The sequence below is a fragment of the Micromonospora sp. HK10 genome, assembly GCF_000982955.1.
Taxonomy (GTDB): domain Bacteria; phylum Actinomycetota; class Actinomycetes; order Mycobacteriales; family Micromonosporaceae; genus Micromonospora.
In genome coordinates, this window is record NZ_KQ058830.1 from 32,313 (window position 1) to 50,800 (window position 18,488).

Genomic DNA, 18,488 nt, shown 5'->3' on the forward strand with positions numbered 1-18,488 from the left:
GGGCGGCGGCGGGGTGGATCCGCGCACTCCGCCCGGCCCCACTCGCGTGGCCGGGTCCCCCGGGTTGTGGCAGGGTGGCAGCGTGCCACCGACACCACCGGACCAACTGGCCGTGCCGCAGCTGCACCGGGCGGCGCGGATCGAGGACGCCGTGCACGGCCTGGTGGAGCGCCGGCTGCGCCGCACCGGATGGCAGGCCAACATCATCGCGTACGCCGGCTACGGCGCACCGGGCTGGGCGCGGGTGCTCTGCCGGGTGCTGCTCGGCCGCCCCGACACCCGCCAGCGCGGCCGGCTGGAGAAGGTCCGGGGCTGGCGCAGCTTCGCCACCCTGCCGGCCAAGTACGCGACCGTCACCATCGAGGCCGGCGGCGTACGCCGGGAGGCGACCGCCGACCGCAGCGGCTTCGTCGACACCGTCATCGAGGCCGACTTCACCCCGGGCTGGGGCTGCGTACGCCTGAGCGTCCCCGACGCGGAGCCGGTGGACGCCCTGGTCCGGATCCTCGACCCGGATGTCCGGTTCGGCATCCTCTCCGACATCGACGACACGGTGATGGTGACCGCGCTGCCCCGGCCGCTGCTCGCCGCGTGGAACACCTTCGTCCTCGACGAGCACGCCCGGGCCGCCGTGCCCGGCATGGCCGTGCTGTACGAGCGGCTGGTCACCGCCCACCCCGGCGCGCCCGTCTTCTACCTCTCCACCGGCGCCTGGAACGTGGCGCCGACGCTGACCCGGTTCCTCTCCCGGCACCTCTACCCGGCCGGGCCGCTGCTGCTCACCGACTGGGGGCCGACCGCCGACCGGTGGTTCCGCAGCGGCCGGGAGCACAAGCGGGCCACCCTGGCCCGGCTGGCCCGGGAGTTTCCCGACGTGCGGTGGCTGCTGATCGGCGACGACGGGCAGCACGACCAGGAGATCTACCGGGAGTTCGCGGCCGCCCACCCGGACAACGTGGCCGGGGTGGCGATCCGTCGGCTCTCGCCCACCCAGTCGGTGCTGGCCGGCAGCCTGCCCACCCCGCCGGACCGCCCGTCCGCCGGCCCGGTGGGGCAGAAGTGGCTCGCCGCCCCGGACGGCGCCGGCCTCTGGAAACTGCTGCGCGAAGCCGGGCTGGTCTGAGCCGGACGGGCCCTTCCGGCACGCTGTGGCCCTCCGGCGCGCCCGCGACCGGGGTCTGTGACGGAGGGTAGCGCCGGTCGCTGGGCAGGACAGGTGAGAGCGATATGCCGCTGAGGCATGAATATGACTCAGCGGCATATCGGCTAGAAGTCCTACCTCCGCCTGGCCCGGGCCACGCCGGGGTGCGGCGAGCGGCGGGGTGCGGCGCGCGGCGGGGTGCGGCGCATGGCGGGGTGCGGCGCACGGCGGGGGTGCGGCGCGCGGCACGAGCCGAGGTGCGGTGTGCGGCCGTGCGCGGTGCGCGGCGGAAAGGGGTGTGCGGCCGGGTCCGTCGGTGTGGCGTCAGTCGCGGCGGAGCCAGAGCACGCCGAGCGGCGGCACCCGCAACGCCGCCGACGCCGGCATGCCGTGCCAGGGGACGTCCTCGGCGTGTACCGCGCCGAGGTTGCCCACCCCGGAGCCGCCGTAGTGGTGGGCGTCGGTGTTGAGCAGCTCGGTCCAGGTGCCGCCGGCCGGCAGGCCGACCCGGTAGCCCTCCAGCGGGAGGGCGGAGAAGTTCGCCACGCAGACCAGGGTCGCGCCGTCCGGGGCGATCCGGATGAACGAGACGGTGTTGTTGGCGACGTCGTCGCCGGCGATCCAGCGGAAACCGGCCGGCTCGGTGTCCTGCGCCCAGAGCGCCGGGGTGGCCCGGTAGATCCGGTTCAGGTCGCCGACCAGGCGTTGCACCCCGGCCCGGGCCGGGTCGTGCACCAGGTACCAGTCGAGGCCGCGCTCTTCGCTCCACTCCCGGTCGTCGGCCAGCTCGCAGCCCATGAAGAGCAGCTGCTTGCCGGGGTGCGCCCACATGTACGCGAGCAGCGCCCGCACGGTGGCCAGCCGCTGCCAGGTGTCGCCGGGCATCTTGCCTGCCAGGGAGCCCTTGCCGTGCACCACCTCGTCGTGGCTGATCGGCAGCACGTAGTTCTCGCTCCAGGCGTACGCCAGGGAGAAGGTGAGCTGGTGGTGGTGGTGCTGCCGGTAGATCGGGTCCTTCGAGGTGTAGAGCAGGGTGTCGTGCATCCAGCCCATGTTCCACTTGAAGCCGAAGCCGAGCCCGCCGGAGCTGGTCGGCTTGGTCACGCCCGGCCAGGCGGTGGACTCCTCGGCCACCATGACCACGCCCGGGTGGTGCCGGTAGACGGTGGCGTTGACCTCCTGGAGCAGCGCGATGGCCTCCAGGTTCTCCCGGCCGCCGTGCACGTTGGGCGCCCACTGCCCCTCCTGGCGGGAGTAGTCCAGGTAGAGCATCGAGGCGACCGCGTCCACCCGCAGCCCGTCGATGTGGAACTGGTCGAGCCAGTAGAGCGCGTTGGCGACCAGGAAGTTGCGCACCTCCCGACGGCCGAAGTCGAAGACGTAGGTGCCCCAGTCGGGGTGCTCGCCGCGGCGCGGGTCGGGGTGCTCGTAGAGGGGGGTGCCGTCGAAGCGGGCGAGGGCCCACTCGTCCTTGGGGAAGTGCGCCGGCACCCAGTCCAGGAGCACCCCGATGCCGGCGGAGTGCAGCCGGTCGACCAGATAGCGGAAGTCGTCGGGGTCGCCGAACCGCGCGGTCGGGGCGTAGTAGCCGGTGACCTGGTAGCCCCAGGAGCCGCCGAACGGGTGCTCCATCACCGGCAGGAACTCCACGTGGGTGAAGCCCAGCTCGGTGACGTACGCGGTGAGCTGCTCGGCGAGGTCCCGGTAGCCGAGGCCGGGCCGCCAGGAGCCGAGGTGCACCTCGTACACGCTCATCGGCTCCTGGTGCGCCTGGCGGCCGGCCCGCCGCGCGAGCCAGTCGCCGTCGTGCCACTCGTACGCCGAATGGTGCACCACCGACGCGGTGGCCGGCGGCAGCTCGGTCCGGGTGGCGAGCGGGTCGGCCTTGTCCCGCCAGTGCCCGTCGGCGCCGAGGACCCGGTACTTGTACCGGCTGCCGACCGACGCGCCCGGCACGAAGATCTCCCACACCCCGCTGGAGCCGAGCGAGCGCATCGGCCAGCCGTCGTCGGGCCCCCAGCCGGTGAAGTCACCGACCACGCGCACGCCGCGGGCGTTGGGCGCCCAGACGCTGAACGCCACGCCCTCGTCGAAGACCCGGGCGCCGAGCGCCTCCCAGAGCCGCTCGTGCCGGCCCTCGCCGATCAGGTGCAGGTCCAGCTCGCCCAGGGTGGGCGGGTAGCGGTAGGGGTCGTCGTGCGGGGCGCCGTCGACCTCGATCCGGTAGTCGAGCACCTCGCCGGGCAGGGCGGCCTCGAAGATGCCGATGTCGTGCACCCGCTTCATCGGGTGCCGGTCGCCGTCGACCAGCACGGCCACGTCGGCCGCGCCCCGGCGCAGGGTCCGGATGGTGGTGTGCCCGTCGGCGGGGTGCGCGCCGAGCACCGCGTGCGGGTCGTGCGCCTCGCCGGCGATCAGCTGGTCCATCGTGCGTCGTCCTTCGCGGCCGGTGCGGTCGGTGCGGTGCCGCCGGAGAGGTCGGCGGGTACGTCTTCGACGGTCAGGTCGGGCGCGGCCGGGGGCGGCGCCTCGGCGACGGCGGGTGGGGTCGGCCGCCGCACGGTGAGCACGTGCGCGGGTTGCAGGTAGGGGTCGAGCCGGACGGCGTTGCGCTGACCCCAGTCGTAGCCGGTCCCGGTCAGCTCGTCGTGCACGGTGAACCGCTCGTGCCAGTCGAAGCCGAGGGCCGGCATGTCCAGCGTGGTGTTGCCCCACTGCACGGCGCGCGAGTCGAACGAGCAGACCACGATGACCGTGTTGCCGGTGTCCGGGTCGTGTTTGGACCAGCAGAGCAGCGCCGGGTTGTCGATCTCGTGGAAGTGCAGGTTGCGCAGCCGGTGCAGGGCGGGGTTGTCGCGGCGGACCCGGTTCAGGGTGGTGATGAACGGGGCGAGGGAGCGGCCCTGCTCCTGCGCCCCGGCCCAGTCGCGGGGGCGCAGCTCGTACTTCTCGTTGTCCAGATACTCCTCGGCGCCCGGCCGGGCGACGTGCTCGAACAGCTCGTAGCCGGCGTACATGCCCCAGGAAGGGGAGAGCAGCGCGGCCAGCACCGCCCGGATCTTGAACATCGGCGGGCCGCCGTGCTGCAACGACTCGTGCAGGATGTCCGGGGTGTTGGGCCAGAAGTTGGGCCGCATGTGGTCGGCCGCCGCGACCAGCTCCGCGCAGTACTCCCGCATCTCGGCCGCCGTCGTGCGCCAGGTGAAATAGGTGTACGACTGGGTGAAGCCGATCTTGCCGAGCCCGTGCATGATCGCCGGGCGGGTGAACGCCTCGGCCAAGAAGAGCACGTCCGGGTCGACCTTCTTGACCTCCCCGATCAGCCAGTGCCAGAAGTCGAACGGCTTGGTGTGCGGGTTGTCGACCCGGAAGATCTTGATGCCCTCGCCGACCCAGTGCAGCACCACCCGCAGGATCTCCGCCCGGATGCCCTCGGGGTCGTTGTCGAAGTTCAGCGGGTAGATGTCCTGGTACTTCTTCGGCGGGTTCTCCGCGTACGCGATGCTGCCGTCGGCCCGGGTGGTGAACCACTCCGGATGCGCGGTCACCCACGGGTGGTCGGGGGCGCACTGCAACGCCAGGTCCATCGCCACCTCAAGGCCCTGCTCGGCGGCGGCGGCGACGAAGTCGCGGAAGTCCTCCGGCGTACCCAGCTCGGGGTGGATGGCGTCGTGGCCGCCCTCGGCGGCGCCGATCGCCCACGGCGAGCCGACGTCGTCCGGCCCGGCGGTGAGGGCGTTGTTGCGGCCCTTGCGGTTGACCCGCCCGATGGGGTGGATCGGCGGCAGGTAGAGCACGTCGAAGCCCATCGCCGCGACGCCGGGAAGGCGCTCCATCGCGGTGGCGAAGGTGCCGGACCGGGCGGGCGCGTCCACGGTGGCCGGGATCGCGCCCTCGGAGCGGGGGAAGAACTCGTACCAGGCGGAGAAGAGCGCCCGGGGGCGGTCCACCCAGAGCTGGTGCTCGTCGCCGGTGGTGACCAGTTCGCGGACCGGGTGCTCCCAGAGCAGCGCGGCCAGGTCGAGCGCGGGGCCGACCCGGCGGGGCAGGTCGAGGTCGGTGTCGCCCAGCGCCACCAGCGCCGCCCGGATCCGCTCCCGGTCGGCCGGCTCGACGAGGTCGAGGGCCGCCGTCAGCACCCGGCCCCCCTCGGCCAGGTCGTTGGCCAGCTCGGCCGGGCCCTGGCCGGCGGCGACCTTCTTGGTGACCGCGTTCTGCCAGGTCAGGTACGGGTCCTGGAACGCCTCCACGGCGAACCGCCACGTCCCGACGGCGTCCGGGCGGATGGTGGCGTGCCAGCGGTCCTGGCCGGGCTCGCCGGGGCGCATCCGGGTGAACGGGCGGGCCGCGCCGTCCGGTCCGAGCCAGACCACGTTGCAGCCGAGCGCGTCGTGCCCCTCGCGGTAGGCGCGGGCCGACACGGGCACCGGCTCGCCGACCACCGCCTTGGCCGGGTAGCGACCGCAGGCGACGACAGGAGAGACGTCTTCGATCGGGAACCGTCCAGTCACCGGTTCAACCTACTGCGCGAGATCCTCTCGCGCTCGGGTGCGACCCCGGATGCACCCCACCGGACCTCCGTCAGCACGCCCGGCGCGCGATGAACACGAACTCCCGCCCGGGCCGGTCGGGCGCCTCCCGCACGTCGACCGTCCGGTAACCGGCGGCGGCCAGGCTCACCTCGACCTCGTCGCGGTCACGGAACCGGAGGGTGGAGTCCGACGTGAGCACCGCGCCGTCGGCCAGGAACCGGTACGTGTGCCGGAAAGAGACCAGCGGCAGGTTGATCGCGGTGACCTCAAGACGCTGCTCCACCGGCCCGACGCCCGGCACGTCGCGGGTGACCGGACCCGCCTCCGCCGCCCACTCCTCCCAGGCGCGACGCTCGGGGCGCCTGGTCTCGAAGACGAGGTGACCGCCCGGGCGGAGCGCGGCGCGGATGCTCTGGAGGGCATGCGCCCAGTCGGTGTCGGTGAGGAAGACCTGGGCCACGTTCCCGGTCATCGTGGCCAGGTCGACGGCGAGCGCTGGCAGCGCCGTGACGTCGCCGTGGACCCAGCGGACCCGGCCCGCCTGATCTTTCGACCTCGCGACCTCGAGTGACGCCTCGGCCGGGTCGACGCCCACGACCGGGTGACCGTTCTGCGCGAGCAGAATCGCCAGGGATCCGGTCCCGCAGCCCACGTCAAGCACCGTGTTCGCGCGGAACTCACCGGCGATCGCCAGGTAGGCGGCCAGGTCGTCACGGTGCCCGTCGAAGGTGTCGTAGACCGGTGCGAGGCGCGGATGGGCGAAGATCGCATCAGGCATCCGGGGACCGTACCCAACCTTCCTGGACTGACCCTGATCGCGCCCGAGGCGTAAGGTCCTCGGGGTGCCCCGTCGCGGTTCCGGTCAGCCGAGGTCGTGCTCGGCCGGCGTGGTGTTGAGGACCCAGGCGAGCGGCATGGTGGCCCGTACGCCGTAGTGCTCGCCGTCCAGCCGGTGCATCGTGACGGTCTGGGCCTGGTCCTGCTCCACGACCCAGTACCGCGGGATGCCCGCTGCGGCGTACTCGCCGCGCTTGGTCACCGTGTCGATGCCCTCGGAGCCGGGCGAGACGATCTCGACCACGAGAAGGACGTCGCCGGGCGGCAGCCACACGCCGTCGGCCTGCGTCTTGCTCCACACCACGAGGTCGGGGATCCGTCCACCGACACCGCCGTGCCGCCCGGGGATGCGCAGCCCGACCGCCTGGGCGACATGATCCGCCGGGACGCCTCCCTGGGCGAGCCAGACCATGAGCCGGGTCGCGATGATCGCATGGGCGTATCCCGGCGGCGGCATGATCGAGAGAACTCCCTCAGGGCTGATCTCGTACCGATGGTGCTCGTCCGCGGCCATCATCGCGGCCAGGTCGTCGAGCGACACGATCGGCGGCATCGACCTGCCAACCGCCTCTGCGCTCATGCGCGCATCGTACCGGCCCCGGCACGTCGACGGCCGGGACGGACACGCGTCGGAGTGCGGTCAGCCGGCCGCGCCCACCGACCGGTACACGTCCATCGTGCGCTGCGCGATGGTGTCCCAGGAGAAGTGCTCGACCGCCCGGCGGCGGCCGGCGAGCCCGAACTCCTCGGTCCGCTTCGGGTCGGCCAGCAGGTCGTTCATGCGCGCGGCCAGGTCGGTCACGAATCGCGCCGGGTCCAGCGGGGTGCCGGAGCCGTCGCCGGCCTGCTCGATCGGCACCAGCAGGCCGGTCTCGCCGTCGGCGACCACCTCGGGGATGCCGCCGGTGGCGGTGGCCACCACGGCCGTCTCGCAGGCCATCGCCTCCAGGTTGACGATGCCCATCGGCTCGTACACCGACGGGCAGACGAAGATCGTGGCGTGGGCGAGCACCTGGATCACCTCGGGCTTGGGCAGCATCTCGGCGATCCACACCACCCCGGAGCGGTTCGCCCGCAACTCGGCGACCAGGCCCTCCACCTCGGCGGCGATCTCCGGGGTGTCGGGGGCGCCGGCCAGCAGCACGAGCTGGGTGTCGGCGGGCAGCTCGCGGGCCGCGCGCAGCAGGTACGGCAGGCCCTTCTGCCGGGTGATCCGGCCCACGTAGACCACGCTCGGGCGGGCCGGGTCGATGCCGAGCCGGTCCAGCACGTCGGTGCCCGGGTCCGGGGCGTACTGCGCGGTGTCGATGCCGTTGTAGACCACCCGCACCCGGTCCGGGTCGATCGCCGGGTACGCGGACAGCACGTCGCGGGCCATCCCGGCGCTGACCGCGATGACCGCGTCGGCGGCCTCGAACGCGGTCCGCTCGCACCAGGATGAGAGGGCGTAGCCGCCGCCGAGCTGCTCGGCCTTCCACGGGCGCAGCGGCTCCAGGCTGTGCGCGGTCACCACGTGCGGCACCCCGTGCAGCAGCTTCGCGGTGTGCCCGGCCAGGTTGGCGTACCAGGTGTGGCTGTGCACCACGTCGGTGCCGGCGGCCCCCGCGGCCATCTCCAGGTCCACGCCCATGGTGCGCAGCGCGGCGTTCGCGCCGGCCAGCGCGGCCGGCTCGGGGTACGCGGTGACGCCCGGCTCGGCGCGGGGCGCGCCGAAGCAGTGCACCCGCACCTCGGCGAGCCGGCGCAGCTCGCGCGCCAGGTACTCGACGTGCACCCCGGCGCCGCCGTAGACCTCCGGTGGGTACTCCCGGGTGAGCAGGTCCACGCGCAGCCGTGCCGAAGACGTCATGACCGGCACCCTAGTGCAGTTCGCCACCCCGCACCGGCTGCGGAACTGTGCCCGTACGAGTGGTGAAGTCGGGGTCGGATGGATAGCGTCTGGGCATGGCTGCCAAGGTGCTCGCGATCGTCCTGGCCGGCGGGGAGGGCAAGCGCCTGATGCCCCTCACCACGGACCGGGCGAAGCCCGCCGTCCCCTTCGGCGGGATGTACCGCATGGTCGACTTCGTCCTCTCCAACCTGGCGAACGCCGGCTTCCTCAAGATCGTCGTGCTCACCCAGTACAAGTCCCACTCGCTGGACCGGCACATCACCAAGACGTGGCGGATGTCGACCCTGCTCGGCAACTACGTCACCCCGGTGCCGGCCCAGCAACGCCGCGGCCCGTGGTGGTTCGCCGGCTCGGCCGACGCGATCTACCAGAGCTTCAACCTGATCAACGACGAGCAGCCCGACTACGTGATCGTCTTCGGCGCCGACCACATCTACCGGATGGACCCGCGCCAGATGGTCGACGACCACATCGCCTCCGGCGCCGCGGTGACCGTGGCCGGCATCCGCCAGCCGCTGTCGACGGCCGACCAGTTCGGGGTGATCGAGGTGGGCGAGGACGGCCGCCGGATCCGCGCGTTCCGGGAGAAGCCGACCGACGCGGTCGGGCTGCCCGACGCGCCGGACCAGATCTACGCCTCGATGGGCAACTACGTGTTCAGCACGAAGGCGCTCTGTGAGGCGGTCGAGCGCGACGCCGAGGACAAGAGCAGCAAGCACGACATGGGCGGCAGCATCATCCCGATGCTGGTCGAGCGGGGCGAGGCCAACGTCTACGACTTCAAGGACAACGAGGTGCCCGGCAGCACCGACCGGGACCGCGGCTACTGGCGGGACGTGGGGACCCTCGACTCCTTCTACGACGCCCACATGGACCTGATCAACGTGCACCCGGTCTTCAACCTCTACAACTTCGACTGGCCGATCTACACCGAGCAGCCGCCCTTCCCACCCGCCAAGTTCGTCCACCAGTGGGGGGAGCGGGTCGGCCGGGCGGTCGCCTCGATGGTCTCGCCCGGCGCGGTGATCTCCGGCTCGCTCGTGGAGAACTCGATCGTCGCGCCCAAGGTGAAGGTCCACTCCTGGGCGCACGTGGACGGCGCGGTGCTCATGGAGGGTGTCGAGATCGGCCGGCACGCGGTGGTCCGCCGGGCCATCCTGGACAAGAACGTCTACGTCCCGGAGGGCGCCGAGATCGGCGTCGACCTGGAGAAGGACCGGCAGCGCTACACCGTCTCCGACAACGGCATCGTCGTCATCGGCAAGGGCCAGCGCGTCGAGCCCTGATCCACCCGCACCAGCTCAGGAGGTTTCCACCGTGGCGCACCCCCGTGCCGGCCAGCCCGCCCAGCCCGCCGACCTGGTCGACGTGCCCCGGCTGCTCACCGCCTACTACGCCGAGCACCCGGACCCGGCCGACCCGGCGCAGCAGGTCTCCTTCGGCACGTCCGGGCACCGCGGGTCGAGCCTGCGCAACGCCTTCAACGAGGACCACATCCTCGCGGTCACCCAGGCGCTCTGCGACTACCGCCGGGAACAGGGCCTGGACGGTCCGCTCTTCCTGGCCCGGGACACCCACGCGCTCTCCGCGCCCGCCGAGGCCAGCGCGCTGGAGGTGCTCGCCGCCAACGACGTCACCGTGCTGCGGGACAGCCGCGACGGCTACACCCCCACCCCCGCGCTGTCGCACGCCATTCTGACCCACAACCGTGGGCGCACCAGCGGCCTGGCCGACGGGATCGTGATCACCCCGTCGCACAACCCGCCGGACGACGGCGGCTTCAAGTACAACCCCACCCACGGGGGGCCCGCCGACACCGACGTCACCCGCTGGATCCAGGACCGCGCGAACGCCATCCTCGCCGCCGGGCTCAAGGAGGTGAAGCGCATCCCGTACGCACGGGCCCGCGCCGCCGACACCACCGGCGGGTACGACTTCCTCGGCCGGTACGTCGACGACCTGCCCGCCGCACTGGACATCGCCGCGATCCGCGACGCCGGGGTCCGGATCGGCGCCGACCCGTTGGGCGGGGCCAGCGTGGCGTACTGGGGGGAGATCGCCGAGCGGCACCGGCTGGACCTCACCGTGATCAATCCGACCGTCGACCCGACCTGGCGGTTCATGACGCTGGACGGCGACGGCAAGATCCGGATGGACTGCTCGTCGCCGAACGCGATGGCGTCGCTGATCGCCGCCCGCTCCGACTACCAGGTCTCCACCGGCAACGACGCCGACGCCGACCGGCACGGCATCGTCACCCCCGACGGCGGCCTGATGAACCCGAACCACTACCTGGCGGTGGCGATCGGCCACCTCTTCCGCACCCGGCAGGAGTGGGGTCCGGCGGCCGCCGTCGGCAAGACGCTGGTCTCCTCCTCGATGATCGACCGGGTCGCCGCCGACCTGGGCCGCCCGCTGCTGGAGGTGCCGGTCGGCTTCAAGTGGTTCGTCCCCGGCCTGCTCGACGGGGCGGTCGGCTTCGGCGGCGAGGAGAGCGCGGGCGCGTCGTTCCTGCGCCGCGACGGTGGCACCTGGACCACCGACAAGGACGGCATCCTGCTCTGCCTGCTCGCCGCGGAGATCATCGGGGTGACCGGGCGGACCCCGAGCGAACACTTCGCGGACCTCGCCGAGCGCTTCGGCGCGCCCGCGTACGCCCGGATCGACGCGCCGGCCACCCGGGAGGAGAAGGCTGTACTCGCCAAGCTGTCACCCGATCAGGTGTCGGCCACCGAGCTCGCCGGCGAGCCGATCACCGCCACGCTCACCACCGCCCCCGGCAACGGCGCGGCGATCGGCGGGCTGAAGGTGACCACCGAGTCCGGCTGGTTCGCCGCCCGGCCGTCCGGCACCGAGGACGTCTACAAGATCTACGCCGAGTCCTTCCGCGGGCCGGAGCACCTCGCCCGGATCCAGGAGGAGGCGAAGGCGCTGGTCTCCGACGTACTCTCCCGCGCCTGACCGGTGCCGGCCTCCGGCGGGCTTCCGCCTGTGACCGGCGTTGGTCTCCGGCGTGCTTCCGCGTGTGACCGGCGTTGGTCTTCGGCGTGCTTCCGCGTGTGACCGGTGCTGGTCTCCGGTGTGCGCTCCCCGCGCTGACCCCGGGTGTCCGCGGGGTCAGCAGGGCGGTTCCAGCTCCCGCTGGTCGCGCTCCCGGCGCAGCTCCTCCGGGAGAAGCTCGCGCAGCTGGTCGGGAAGGAACGGCAGGTCCAGCAGGCTCAACTTGAGCTGGTTGCGCTCCTGGTAGCGCTTCGGGTCGAAGCGGACCACCCGGCCGGCGTCGCGGCGGTAGCGGATCTGCACCGCCCCCTCCCGCGCCGCCTCCTTGATCACCAGCCCGTCCATCTCGACGGCGACGGCCGCCGAGTGGGGCTGGAGGTCCAGCCGGATGCCCTCCTCCGGGGCCAGCACCACCGACCGGGAGATGCCGGCCATCGGCGCCGACGGGGTCACCACCACCGCGTCGGCCGCCGGTGAGATGAGCGGCCCGCCCGCCGCGTAGCTGTACGCGGTCGAGCCGGTCGGGGTGCTCACCACCAGCGCGTCGCAGCGGTAGTAGCCGTACCGCTGGCCGTTCACCGCGAGGGTGGCCGTGACGAACCCGGAGCCGGGCTGGCGGAGCAGCGCGATGTCGTTGAAGGCGACCACGTCGTCGCCGCACACGTCGCAGGCCAGGCAGGCGTGCGACTCGACGGTGAAATCCTTCGCCGCAAGCCGGCTCAGCGCGTCCGGCAGGTCCGGCGGCTCGACCTCCACCAGGAAGCCGAGCCGGCCCAGGTGCACGCCGAGCACCGGCTTCGGGTCAGCCACCGCCATCCGCAGCGCACCCAGCATGGTCCCGTCCCCGCCGATGCTGATCAACGCGTCGCAGGACGACGCCACCGCCTCGGCCGGGAGCGGTTCCACCGTCGATGGCACCCGGTGCCGGTCCTCGGCCCGTACCGCCAGGCTCATCCGGTGCCGGGCCACCCAGTCCACGATGATGTCGACCACCTCGGAGACGTCCCGGGTGGGGTGCAGCACCAGCCCGAGGCGGATCCGATCCATGTGCCCAGCTCACCACATTCGCCGCCGCCCCGGCGGGCTTTGCGTCGCTGCCGCCACCCCGGCGTGCCCTGTCCCGATGCGCCGCCGCCGGGCGGTGACCACGGGATGGCGCAATCCGCGCCAACCGCTCAGGCGGTGACCACGGGACGGCGCAATCCGCGCGAACCGGTCAGACGGTGACCACGGGATAGCGCAATCCGGGCCTATGGGTCGCGCGGTTGGCACGGGATGGCGCAATCCGGGCCTGCGGATCGCGGGGGGAACAACGGGAATGTCGCATATCAGACCATCGGAGGGTCCGGTGCCCTTTAGTGCATATTTTTGGCAGGTGGGTAGTTACGTAGCCAGATGGCGATCGAGGGCCGGTGCCCTACCGGCCGCGCTGCTGCTCGCGTTGGCCGCGCCGACGCCGGTGGACTCGGCGTTCGCGGCCACGGTGGCGGGCACCGACAGGCCGGCCACGAGCGTGACCGACTACGCCCGCAGCGGCGTCCGCCCACAGACCATGCCGGACGCCGCGCTTCCGTACCAGGACACTCCGCTGGCGCCGCGCGTGGACCCCGGGCTGCACGACGATCAGGGCGTGCGGATGTTCCGGTACAACGACGAGATCTATGACCACCCCGTGGCGCAGGCGCAGTGGGGGCTCAGCAACCTGCGCACCTACCTGGTCAATCACGATCGGTCCTACCTCGACCGGGCGGTCGCGCAGGCGCAGCGGAACCTGGATCGAAAGGTCGAGTCCCGCGGTGCGTGGTGGTATCCCTATGAGTTCGACCTTCCCGCTTGCGGACAGCTGCCGGTGATCCGGGCCCCGTGGTACAGCGCGATGTCGCAGGGCCAACTGCTCAGCCTGTTCGTGCGGCTCCACCAGGTGACGGGGGACCAGAAGTGGCGGGAGGCCGCAGATCTGACCTTTGCCAGCCTGCTTCTTCCCCCCCGCACCAGGGCTGCCGTGGGCGAGTTGGGTCGACGACGCCGGGTACCTGTGGCTGGAGGAGTACCCGGTGACGCCCGGTGTGACCGGGGAACGGGTGCTGAACGGCCACATCTTCGCGCTCTACGGCGTGTACGACTACTGGCGGCTGACCGCCGACCCGCGGGCTGTCGCGATCTTCGACGGTGCCGCCACCAGCCTGCGCCACTACGTGCCGACGGCACTGCGCATGCCGGAGTGGGTCAGCCGGTACGCGGTCGGCTGCCCCAACGCGTACATCGGCTACCACGCCTTGCACATCCAGCAACTGCTGAAGGTGTACGAGATGTCCCGGACAGCGGTCTTCGCGGGTCTGGCCGACCTGCTTCGGGACGACTATCCGCCCCCGGCGGTCACCGGCACCGTCGTCTTCGCCGGTGGCACCCACATCGGGTACACCTTCAGCGCCACGGGTTCGATTCTCGAGCAGAAGCCGCTGACCCTGTCCCGCCAGTCGAATGCGAACGCCGACCAGCGGATCCGGGTACGCGGCCGGGGCGTGTACTACCAGATCCACAACGGTGCGCTGGCCGGATACTTCGTCGCCGAGGAACCCGGAACGCGGGTGCTGCTCGGTGCGGTGGCCCTGCACACCTATGCGCCGCAACGGACGCTGCTGTTCAGCCCCGGTACCTACCCGGGCTACCGGTACGGTCCCGCCTGGACGGTCGCCGAGAGCCGGACGTACACCTTCCCCCGGGCGTCTGCGGCTCCTTTCGATGCGACGGCCTGGGTCAACGGGCGGCTCTGCTACCGGATCACCGCCGGCGCGTACGCAGGGCTCTGGCTACCCGCGGTGGAGGGCCTGAATCCGGCGTGAGCTGAGCAACGCCGGCACCGGTAGGCCGGAGCGGGTGTCGCCACGGATCGGTGCGAGCCGGACATAACCCCGAGATCAGCTGATTCGTTAGCCGAATGGCGGCGGGCTGGGTGGCTACCCGGCCGCCGACGCTCCGGTGTGCCCGCCGGCCGACGCCGCGCTCGAAGAGAAACGAGTTCGATGACATGCGACCGCGACTGCTGATCATTGCCTATGGCTTTCCGCCGTCGGAGTCGGTCGGCGCCCGCCGCCCCGCCGAACTGGCCGCGTTCGCGGCCCGACAGGGCTGGGACGTCCGCGTGCTCACCTCGACCCCGGCGGATCTGCGGGCAGCCGCCGACGGCCTCCCGGAGAGCCACATCTTCCGCGTCGCTCCGGTGCCCCGCTCGACTCCCCTCGTCGGTTCGATCCGCAGGGCAGAGGCAGCGGCCCGGACGGGCCGGCGGCGGCCGCTGACGCTCCTCGGCACGCTCGGGCGCGAAGTCATGATCCCGGACGGGTGTGTCACCTGGGTGGCTCCGGCTGCCCGGCAGTTCATGCGGAGGCGGCAGAACTGGCGTCCCGATGTGATCATGGTGACCGGTCCACCGGCGTCGGCGTACCTGGTCGCCGCCAGGCTGGCGTCTCGCCTGAACGTGCCCTGGGTGGCGGACTACCGGGACCTCTGGACAGTCGGCAACGACTACTGGCCGTACGGCCAGTCCCGGATCCGTCGCGTTCTCGACCGTCGCATGGAGCGCTGGCTGCTGCGCTCCGCGGCGTGTTGCGTGACGATCTCCGAACCGCTGGCCGAGATCCTGCGTTCGACGTTCGACGTCGACGCGAAGGTCGTGATGAACGGCATCGACCGGCCCAGGAACCTCCCGGCGGAGCGGCCCGCATCGCGGCCCGTTCCAGGACCCTCGACGTTGACGCTGGCGCACACGGGCCGGCTCGTTCCCGGCAAGCGCGATCCCTCGCCGCTGCTGGACGCGGTGGCACTGCTCGGCTCGGATGCCCGGCGCGTCAACGTCGTCTTCGCTGGTGAGGACAACGGTGTGGCGCAGGCCGCCGTGGATCGCGCCGGGGTCGCCGACTCGGTGACGAACCTCGGTGAGGTGTCGGCCGAGAAGTCGTGGCATGTGCAGACCGAGGCCGATGTGCTGGTCCTGGTGATGTGGAACGACCCCCGTGACGCCGGAACGGTGCCCGGGAAGTTCTTCGACTACCTGCGTGCACGTCGTCCGATCCTGATGATCGGGCACCCGGAGGGGATCGTGGCGGGCATCATCCGGTCGCGCCATGCCGGTGTCGTCCTCAGCGACCCCCGGCAGATCGCGGAGCAGCTGCGGGAGTGGCTGGCCGAAAAGGACCGCGCCGGTCGGATCCCGGAGCTGCCCGCCTCCGCTCTTGACGGTCTCTATCGGGAGGACCAGTTGGAGCGGTACCTCGAGGTGCTCGCCGACGTGGCGGCCGGGCACGTGCCGGACTGCTGACCTACCGCTGTTCCGCGACCTCCGGCGCCACCGTTTCGGGTACCGACTCCGGTGGGAGCCGGGTCGCGCGCCGCAAGATGTGCAGCGAGAGCACCCAGGACGCCCCGTACGCGGCAGCGGCGGAGATGCCGAAGGCCCACACCGCGGTCAGGGCCGGCGCGCCGACGAGGGAGGGGACGACCACCGCCGCCGTGGTCAGGAGCATCCGTCCCGCGTCCCAGGTCAGTTGGAGGCCGTGCCGGCCGAAGACCACCAGGGACTGGGAAAGTGGCGAGCCGACGAACTGAGCTGCCAGGAAGAGCGCGAGCGCTCGGGCGTACGCACCGCTGGTTGCCCACTTCGGGCCGAACGCCAGCGCGAAGGCCGCCGGAGCGCTGAGCGCGACGACGAGTCCGCCTACGGCGGCAACCATGGCGAGTTGACGGCTCGCCCGCAGAAAGACCGCCACGGCTCGGGCGGCGTCGGTACGGGCAACTCGCGACAGCTCGGCCAGGTACACCTGGGCGACGGCCAGGCCGAGCAACGCGGCGGGCGCGGCGAGCATCCGCTGGGTGAAGCCGAACCAGCCGGCCACATCGGCCCCGTAGTAGTACGCGAACAGCAGGACGGGAAGCTGAAGGCCGAGCACGTTCAGCAGCCCGGACGGGGCGAGCAGCAGCGGGAATCGGCGATGGCGGGCGGCTGTCTGCCACAGTCGTCGGGGCGTCGCACGTTCCTCGCCGGCCACCCTTCGACGAAGGCCAGGCAGGAGGCTGAGTGCTGCCACGGCCTGGCCTGCGCCCAGCCCCAGCATCAGTCCACCGGCCCGGAGACCGACGGCACCGGCACCGAACTGGGCGAGCAGGGTCGCGCAGGTCTGGAGCAGATTGCGCCGACCGATCGCGGCGTAGCGGCGGTACCGGATCGCCAGCTGGTTCAAAACCTGAAGGATCGCCATCGCCGCGGCTGTCCAGGGCACCAACCACAGCCAGGACGCCAGTGCCGGCTGGTCGAACAGCGTCGCGATGCGCTCTCCGGCCAGCGCCACCAGCACCGTACCCGCGAGTGCGGTGCCCAGTGCCACCACGAGACCGAGGGCAACCAGGTCGTGCGCCTCGCGATCGCGTTCCGGGAGCGGTACCGCGAGTTCAAATCGGCCGGCGGCAACCGCACCGACGGCTGCGGCGAGCGTGGCGAGCACAGCGAAGACCCCGAAATCCGCCGGGCTGTACAGCCGGGCGAGGACCGGTGCCGAGAGCAGGAGGAGCACCTGGCCGCCGGCGCTTCCCGCCGCGATACTGAGCACACCCCGTCGGCTGCCGGTCAGCCACCGCCGGTGCCGTCCCGGGTGGTCGCCGGCCGTGCGGGTGTCCAGCCGCACCAAGGTCAGTGCCGCCCGACGAGATGTCGCGGCGACCCCTCCGACTGCCCGGGTGGTGCGCCGGTTGGCCGCATCCCGACCGTGGGGACCGGAGGCTGCCGGCCCGGTCCGGCGTGGTGGAGGGCCCGGCGACGTCCGGTGTTGCCGATCCGACCGCCCCAGTACCAGAGCAGGAGATAGCTGACGAGACCGATGTTCAACGGCGTCTCGATGCCGCCGGCCACCCAGGTGCCGAGGACGACGGTGACGCCGGCGAAACCGATCAGCTGAAGCGAGTTGTAGTGACCACGGCGCAGGGATCGCTGGGTGAGTACCTGAAACAGCACGCCGAAGAGGGCAGCCATGAAGAGCAGACCCAGGGTGTCGAAGTTGTAGTGGATCGAGCCCCACAACGACGGTGGTGAGGTGCCGCGGGTCGAGCCGTAGAGGGTGTAGAAGACGTCCGAACTCAGGGTGCTTCCCCGGTGGCTCGGCAGCACGCTGAGCAGGCCCTGAAGCCAGTCGCCACCGTTGCTGACCGGCAGTGAGGAGGTGTAGTTGAACGCGGCGAGGCCGGAGGCCTGGTTGTCGTGGAGGAATCGGTTGCTCAGATCCTCCGCGGCCGCCTGCAAGGGGGAACTGGCGCTGTCCGGGCTCCGCGCCAGCACGTACGTCGACAGCACGAGGAGCGGCAGTCCCAGCAGCAGTGGTAGGACAAAGCCCCAGGACAGGTGCCGCCGACGGTGCAGAAACGCGTAGACCAGGGCGGTGGTCAGAAACAGCACCATGGCGCCTCGCTGCGCGGTGGCCATGAGGGCAAGCGCGGACAGCGCCAGGAGGAGGACCGAGCCCACCCGGGCGAAGAACCCGCCCTTCGCGAACGACCACACCGTGAGAATGACCGCCAGCGCGGGCAGTATCGCGTTCTTGAACTGGTTGACGAAGCCGGGGAAGAGGTACCGGTCGCCCGCGTACGACTCCAGCCGAAGGGTGGCGATGTCGGCCGGTGACCCGCCAAGCTGACCCTGTAGGCCGACCAGGAAGGCGCTGTAGCCGACGGCGGCGAAGTACCCGACGGTCACCACGATCGAGAGCGCGACGAGCGCGAGTATCGGACCGCTCGGAGCCACGAGGGAGACCGAGTAGTTGGAGAAGTTGGGCCTGCCCGAGCGGTCCGGTCGCCGGTGCTGCATCGCGATGCAGGTTGTCAGGCTGGCGAGGAGGTAGAGGGCGGCAGCGGCGGCCATCAGCTGCGCGTAGAACGTCTCCACCGGTGAGTCGAAGTCGACCAGACGCACCGTGCCGTAGAGCATCAGCAGTTGACAGACCACGAACAAGCCGTCTGGAGTCAGTATCCCGTACTGCCGGATGGCGACCGCGTAGTGCAGCACTGCCAGGGCCAGGACAGGCAGGAACAGGGTGGTCATCGA

13 protein-coding genes and 1 pseudogene are annotated in these 18,488 nt (G+C 71.7%); 6 read left to right on the forward strand and 8 right to left on the reverse strand.

What is annotated here, in order from left to right:
* Positions 1-82: 82 nt before the first annotated feature.
* Positions 83-1,123, forward strand: a complete 1,041-nt coding sequence (locus LQ51_RS17030; RefSeq protein ID WP_046566991.1) for an App1 family protein — start codon at positions 83-85, stop codon at positions 1,121-1,123.
* A gap of 342 nt (positions 1,124-1,465) precedes the next feature.
* Here LQ51_RS17030 and glgB read toward each other — a convergent pair whose 3' ends face one another.
* The 5 genes from glgB to glgA form a co-directional block, all read right to left on the reverse strand.
* Positions 1,466-3,568 (reverse strand): 1,4-alpha-glucan branching protein GlgB, encoded by a 2,103-nt coding sequence (gene glgB / locus LQ51_RS17035; RefSeq protein ID WP_046566930.1) that lies wholly within the window; start codon positions 3,566-3,568, stop codon positions 1,466-1,468.
* A complete protein-coding gene (locus LQ51_RS17040) occupies positions 3,556-5,652 on the reverse strand; it encodes an alpha-1,4-glucan--maltose-1-phosphate maltosyltransferase (protein WP_046566931.1) in 2,097 nt (698 codons plus the stop codon). Before LQ51_RS17040 ends, glgB begins: the two co-directional genes overlap by 13 nt.
* 70 nt (positions 5,653-5,722) lie before the next feature.
* Positions 5,723-6,451 carry a class I SAM-dependent methyltransferase gene (locus LQ51_RS17045; protein ID WP_046566933.1) on the reverse strand — a complete coding sequence of 243 codons (729 nt, stop codon included), beginning with the start codon at positions 6,449-6,451 and terminating at the stop codon, positions 5,723-5,725.
* Between the two features lie 84 nt (positions 6,452-6,535).
* Positions 6,536-7,090 carry a Uma2 family endonuclease gene (locus LQ51_RS17050; RefSeq protein ID WP_231605782.1) on the reverse strand — a complete coding sequence of 185 codons (555 nt, stop codon included), beginning with the start codon at positions 7,088-7,090 and terminating at the stop codon, positions 6,536-6,538.
* Between the two features lie 60 nt (positions 7,091-7,150).
* The gene (glgA, locus tag LQ51_RS17055; protein ID WP_046566993.1) at positions 7,151-8,359 is read right to left on the reverse strand and encodes a glycogen synthase; all 1,209 of its coding nucleotides are present in this window, start codon (positions 8,357-8,359) and stop codon (positions 7,151-7,153) included.
* Between the two features lie 95 nt (positions 8,360-8,454).
* Between glgA and glgC the strand changes: the two genes are divergently transcribed.
* Both glgC and pgm read left to right on the forward strand, forming a co-directional pair.
* Positions 8,455-9,687 (forward strand): glucose-1-phosphate adenylyltransferase, encoded by a 1,233-nt coding sequence (gene glgC / locus LQ51_RS17060; protein ID WP_046566937.1) that lies wholly within the window; start codon positions 8,455-8,457, stop codon positions 9,685-9,687.
* Positions 9,688-9,718: 31 nt separating this feature from the next.
* Complete coding sequence (gene pgm, locus LQ51_RS17065; RefSeq protein WP_046566939.1) at positions 9,719-11,362, forward strand: phosphoglucomutase (alpha-D-glucose-1,6-bisphosphate-dependent); 1,644 nt, start codon at positions 9,719-9,721, stop codon at positions 11,360-11,362.
* Positions 11,363-11,518: 156 nt separating this feature from the next.
* Here the strand turns inward: pgm and LQ51_RS17070 are convergent, their stop codons facing one another.
* Positions 11,519-12,448 (reverse strand): NAD(+)/NADH kinase, encoded by a 930-nt coding sequence (locus LQ51_RS17070; protein ID WP_046566940.1) that lies wholly within the window; start codon positions 12,446-12,448, stop codon positions 11,519-11,521.
* A 589-nt stretch (positions 12,449-13,037) separates the two neighbouring features.
* On the opposite strand from LQ51_RS17070, the pseudogene LQ51_RS34575 reads away from it, so the two are divergent.
* The 3 genes and pseudogenes from LQ51_RS34575 to LQ51_RS17080 form a co-directional block, all read left to right on the forward strand.
* Positions 13,038-13,376, forward strand: a pseudogene (locus LQ51_RS34575) (D-glucuronyl C5-epimerase family protein); the annotation flags it as partial.
* The gene (locus LQ51_RS17075; protein ID WP_082159490.1) at positions 13,366-14,244 is read left to right on the forward strand and encodes a D-glucuronyl C5-epimerase family protein; all 879 of its coding nucleotides are present in this window, start codon (positions 13,366-13,368) and stop codon (positions 14,242-14,244) included. The pseudogene LQ51_RS34575 and the gene LQ51_RS17075, both read left to right, overlap by 11 nt.
* A 95-nt stretch (positions 14,245-14,339) precedes the next feature.
* Entirely contained in the window at positions 14,340-15,719 is a 1,380-nt protein-coding gene (locus LQ51_RS17080) for a glycosyltransferase (protein ID WP_082159491.1), read from the forward strand.
* 1 nt (position 15,720) lies between these two features.
* Here the strand turns inward: LQ51_RS17080 and LQ51_RS33420 are convergent, their stop codons facing one another.
* Entirely contained in the window at positions 15,721-16,968 is a 1,248-nt protein-coding gene (locus LQ51_RS33420; RefSeq protein ID WP_197087804.1) for a lipopolysaccharide biosynthesis protein, read from the reverse strand.
* A 116-nt stretch (positions 16,969-17,084) separates the two neighbouring features.
* Positions 17,085-18,485 carry a hypothetical protein gene (locus LQ51_RS33425; RefSeq protein ID WP_046566943.1) on the reverse strand — a complete coding sequence of 467 codons (1,401 nt, stop codon included), beginning with the start codon at positions 18,483-18,485 and terminating at the stop codon, positions 17,085-17,087.
* Between the last annotated feature and the right edge of the window lie 3 nt (positions 18,486-18,488).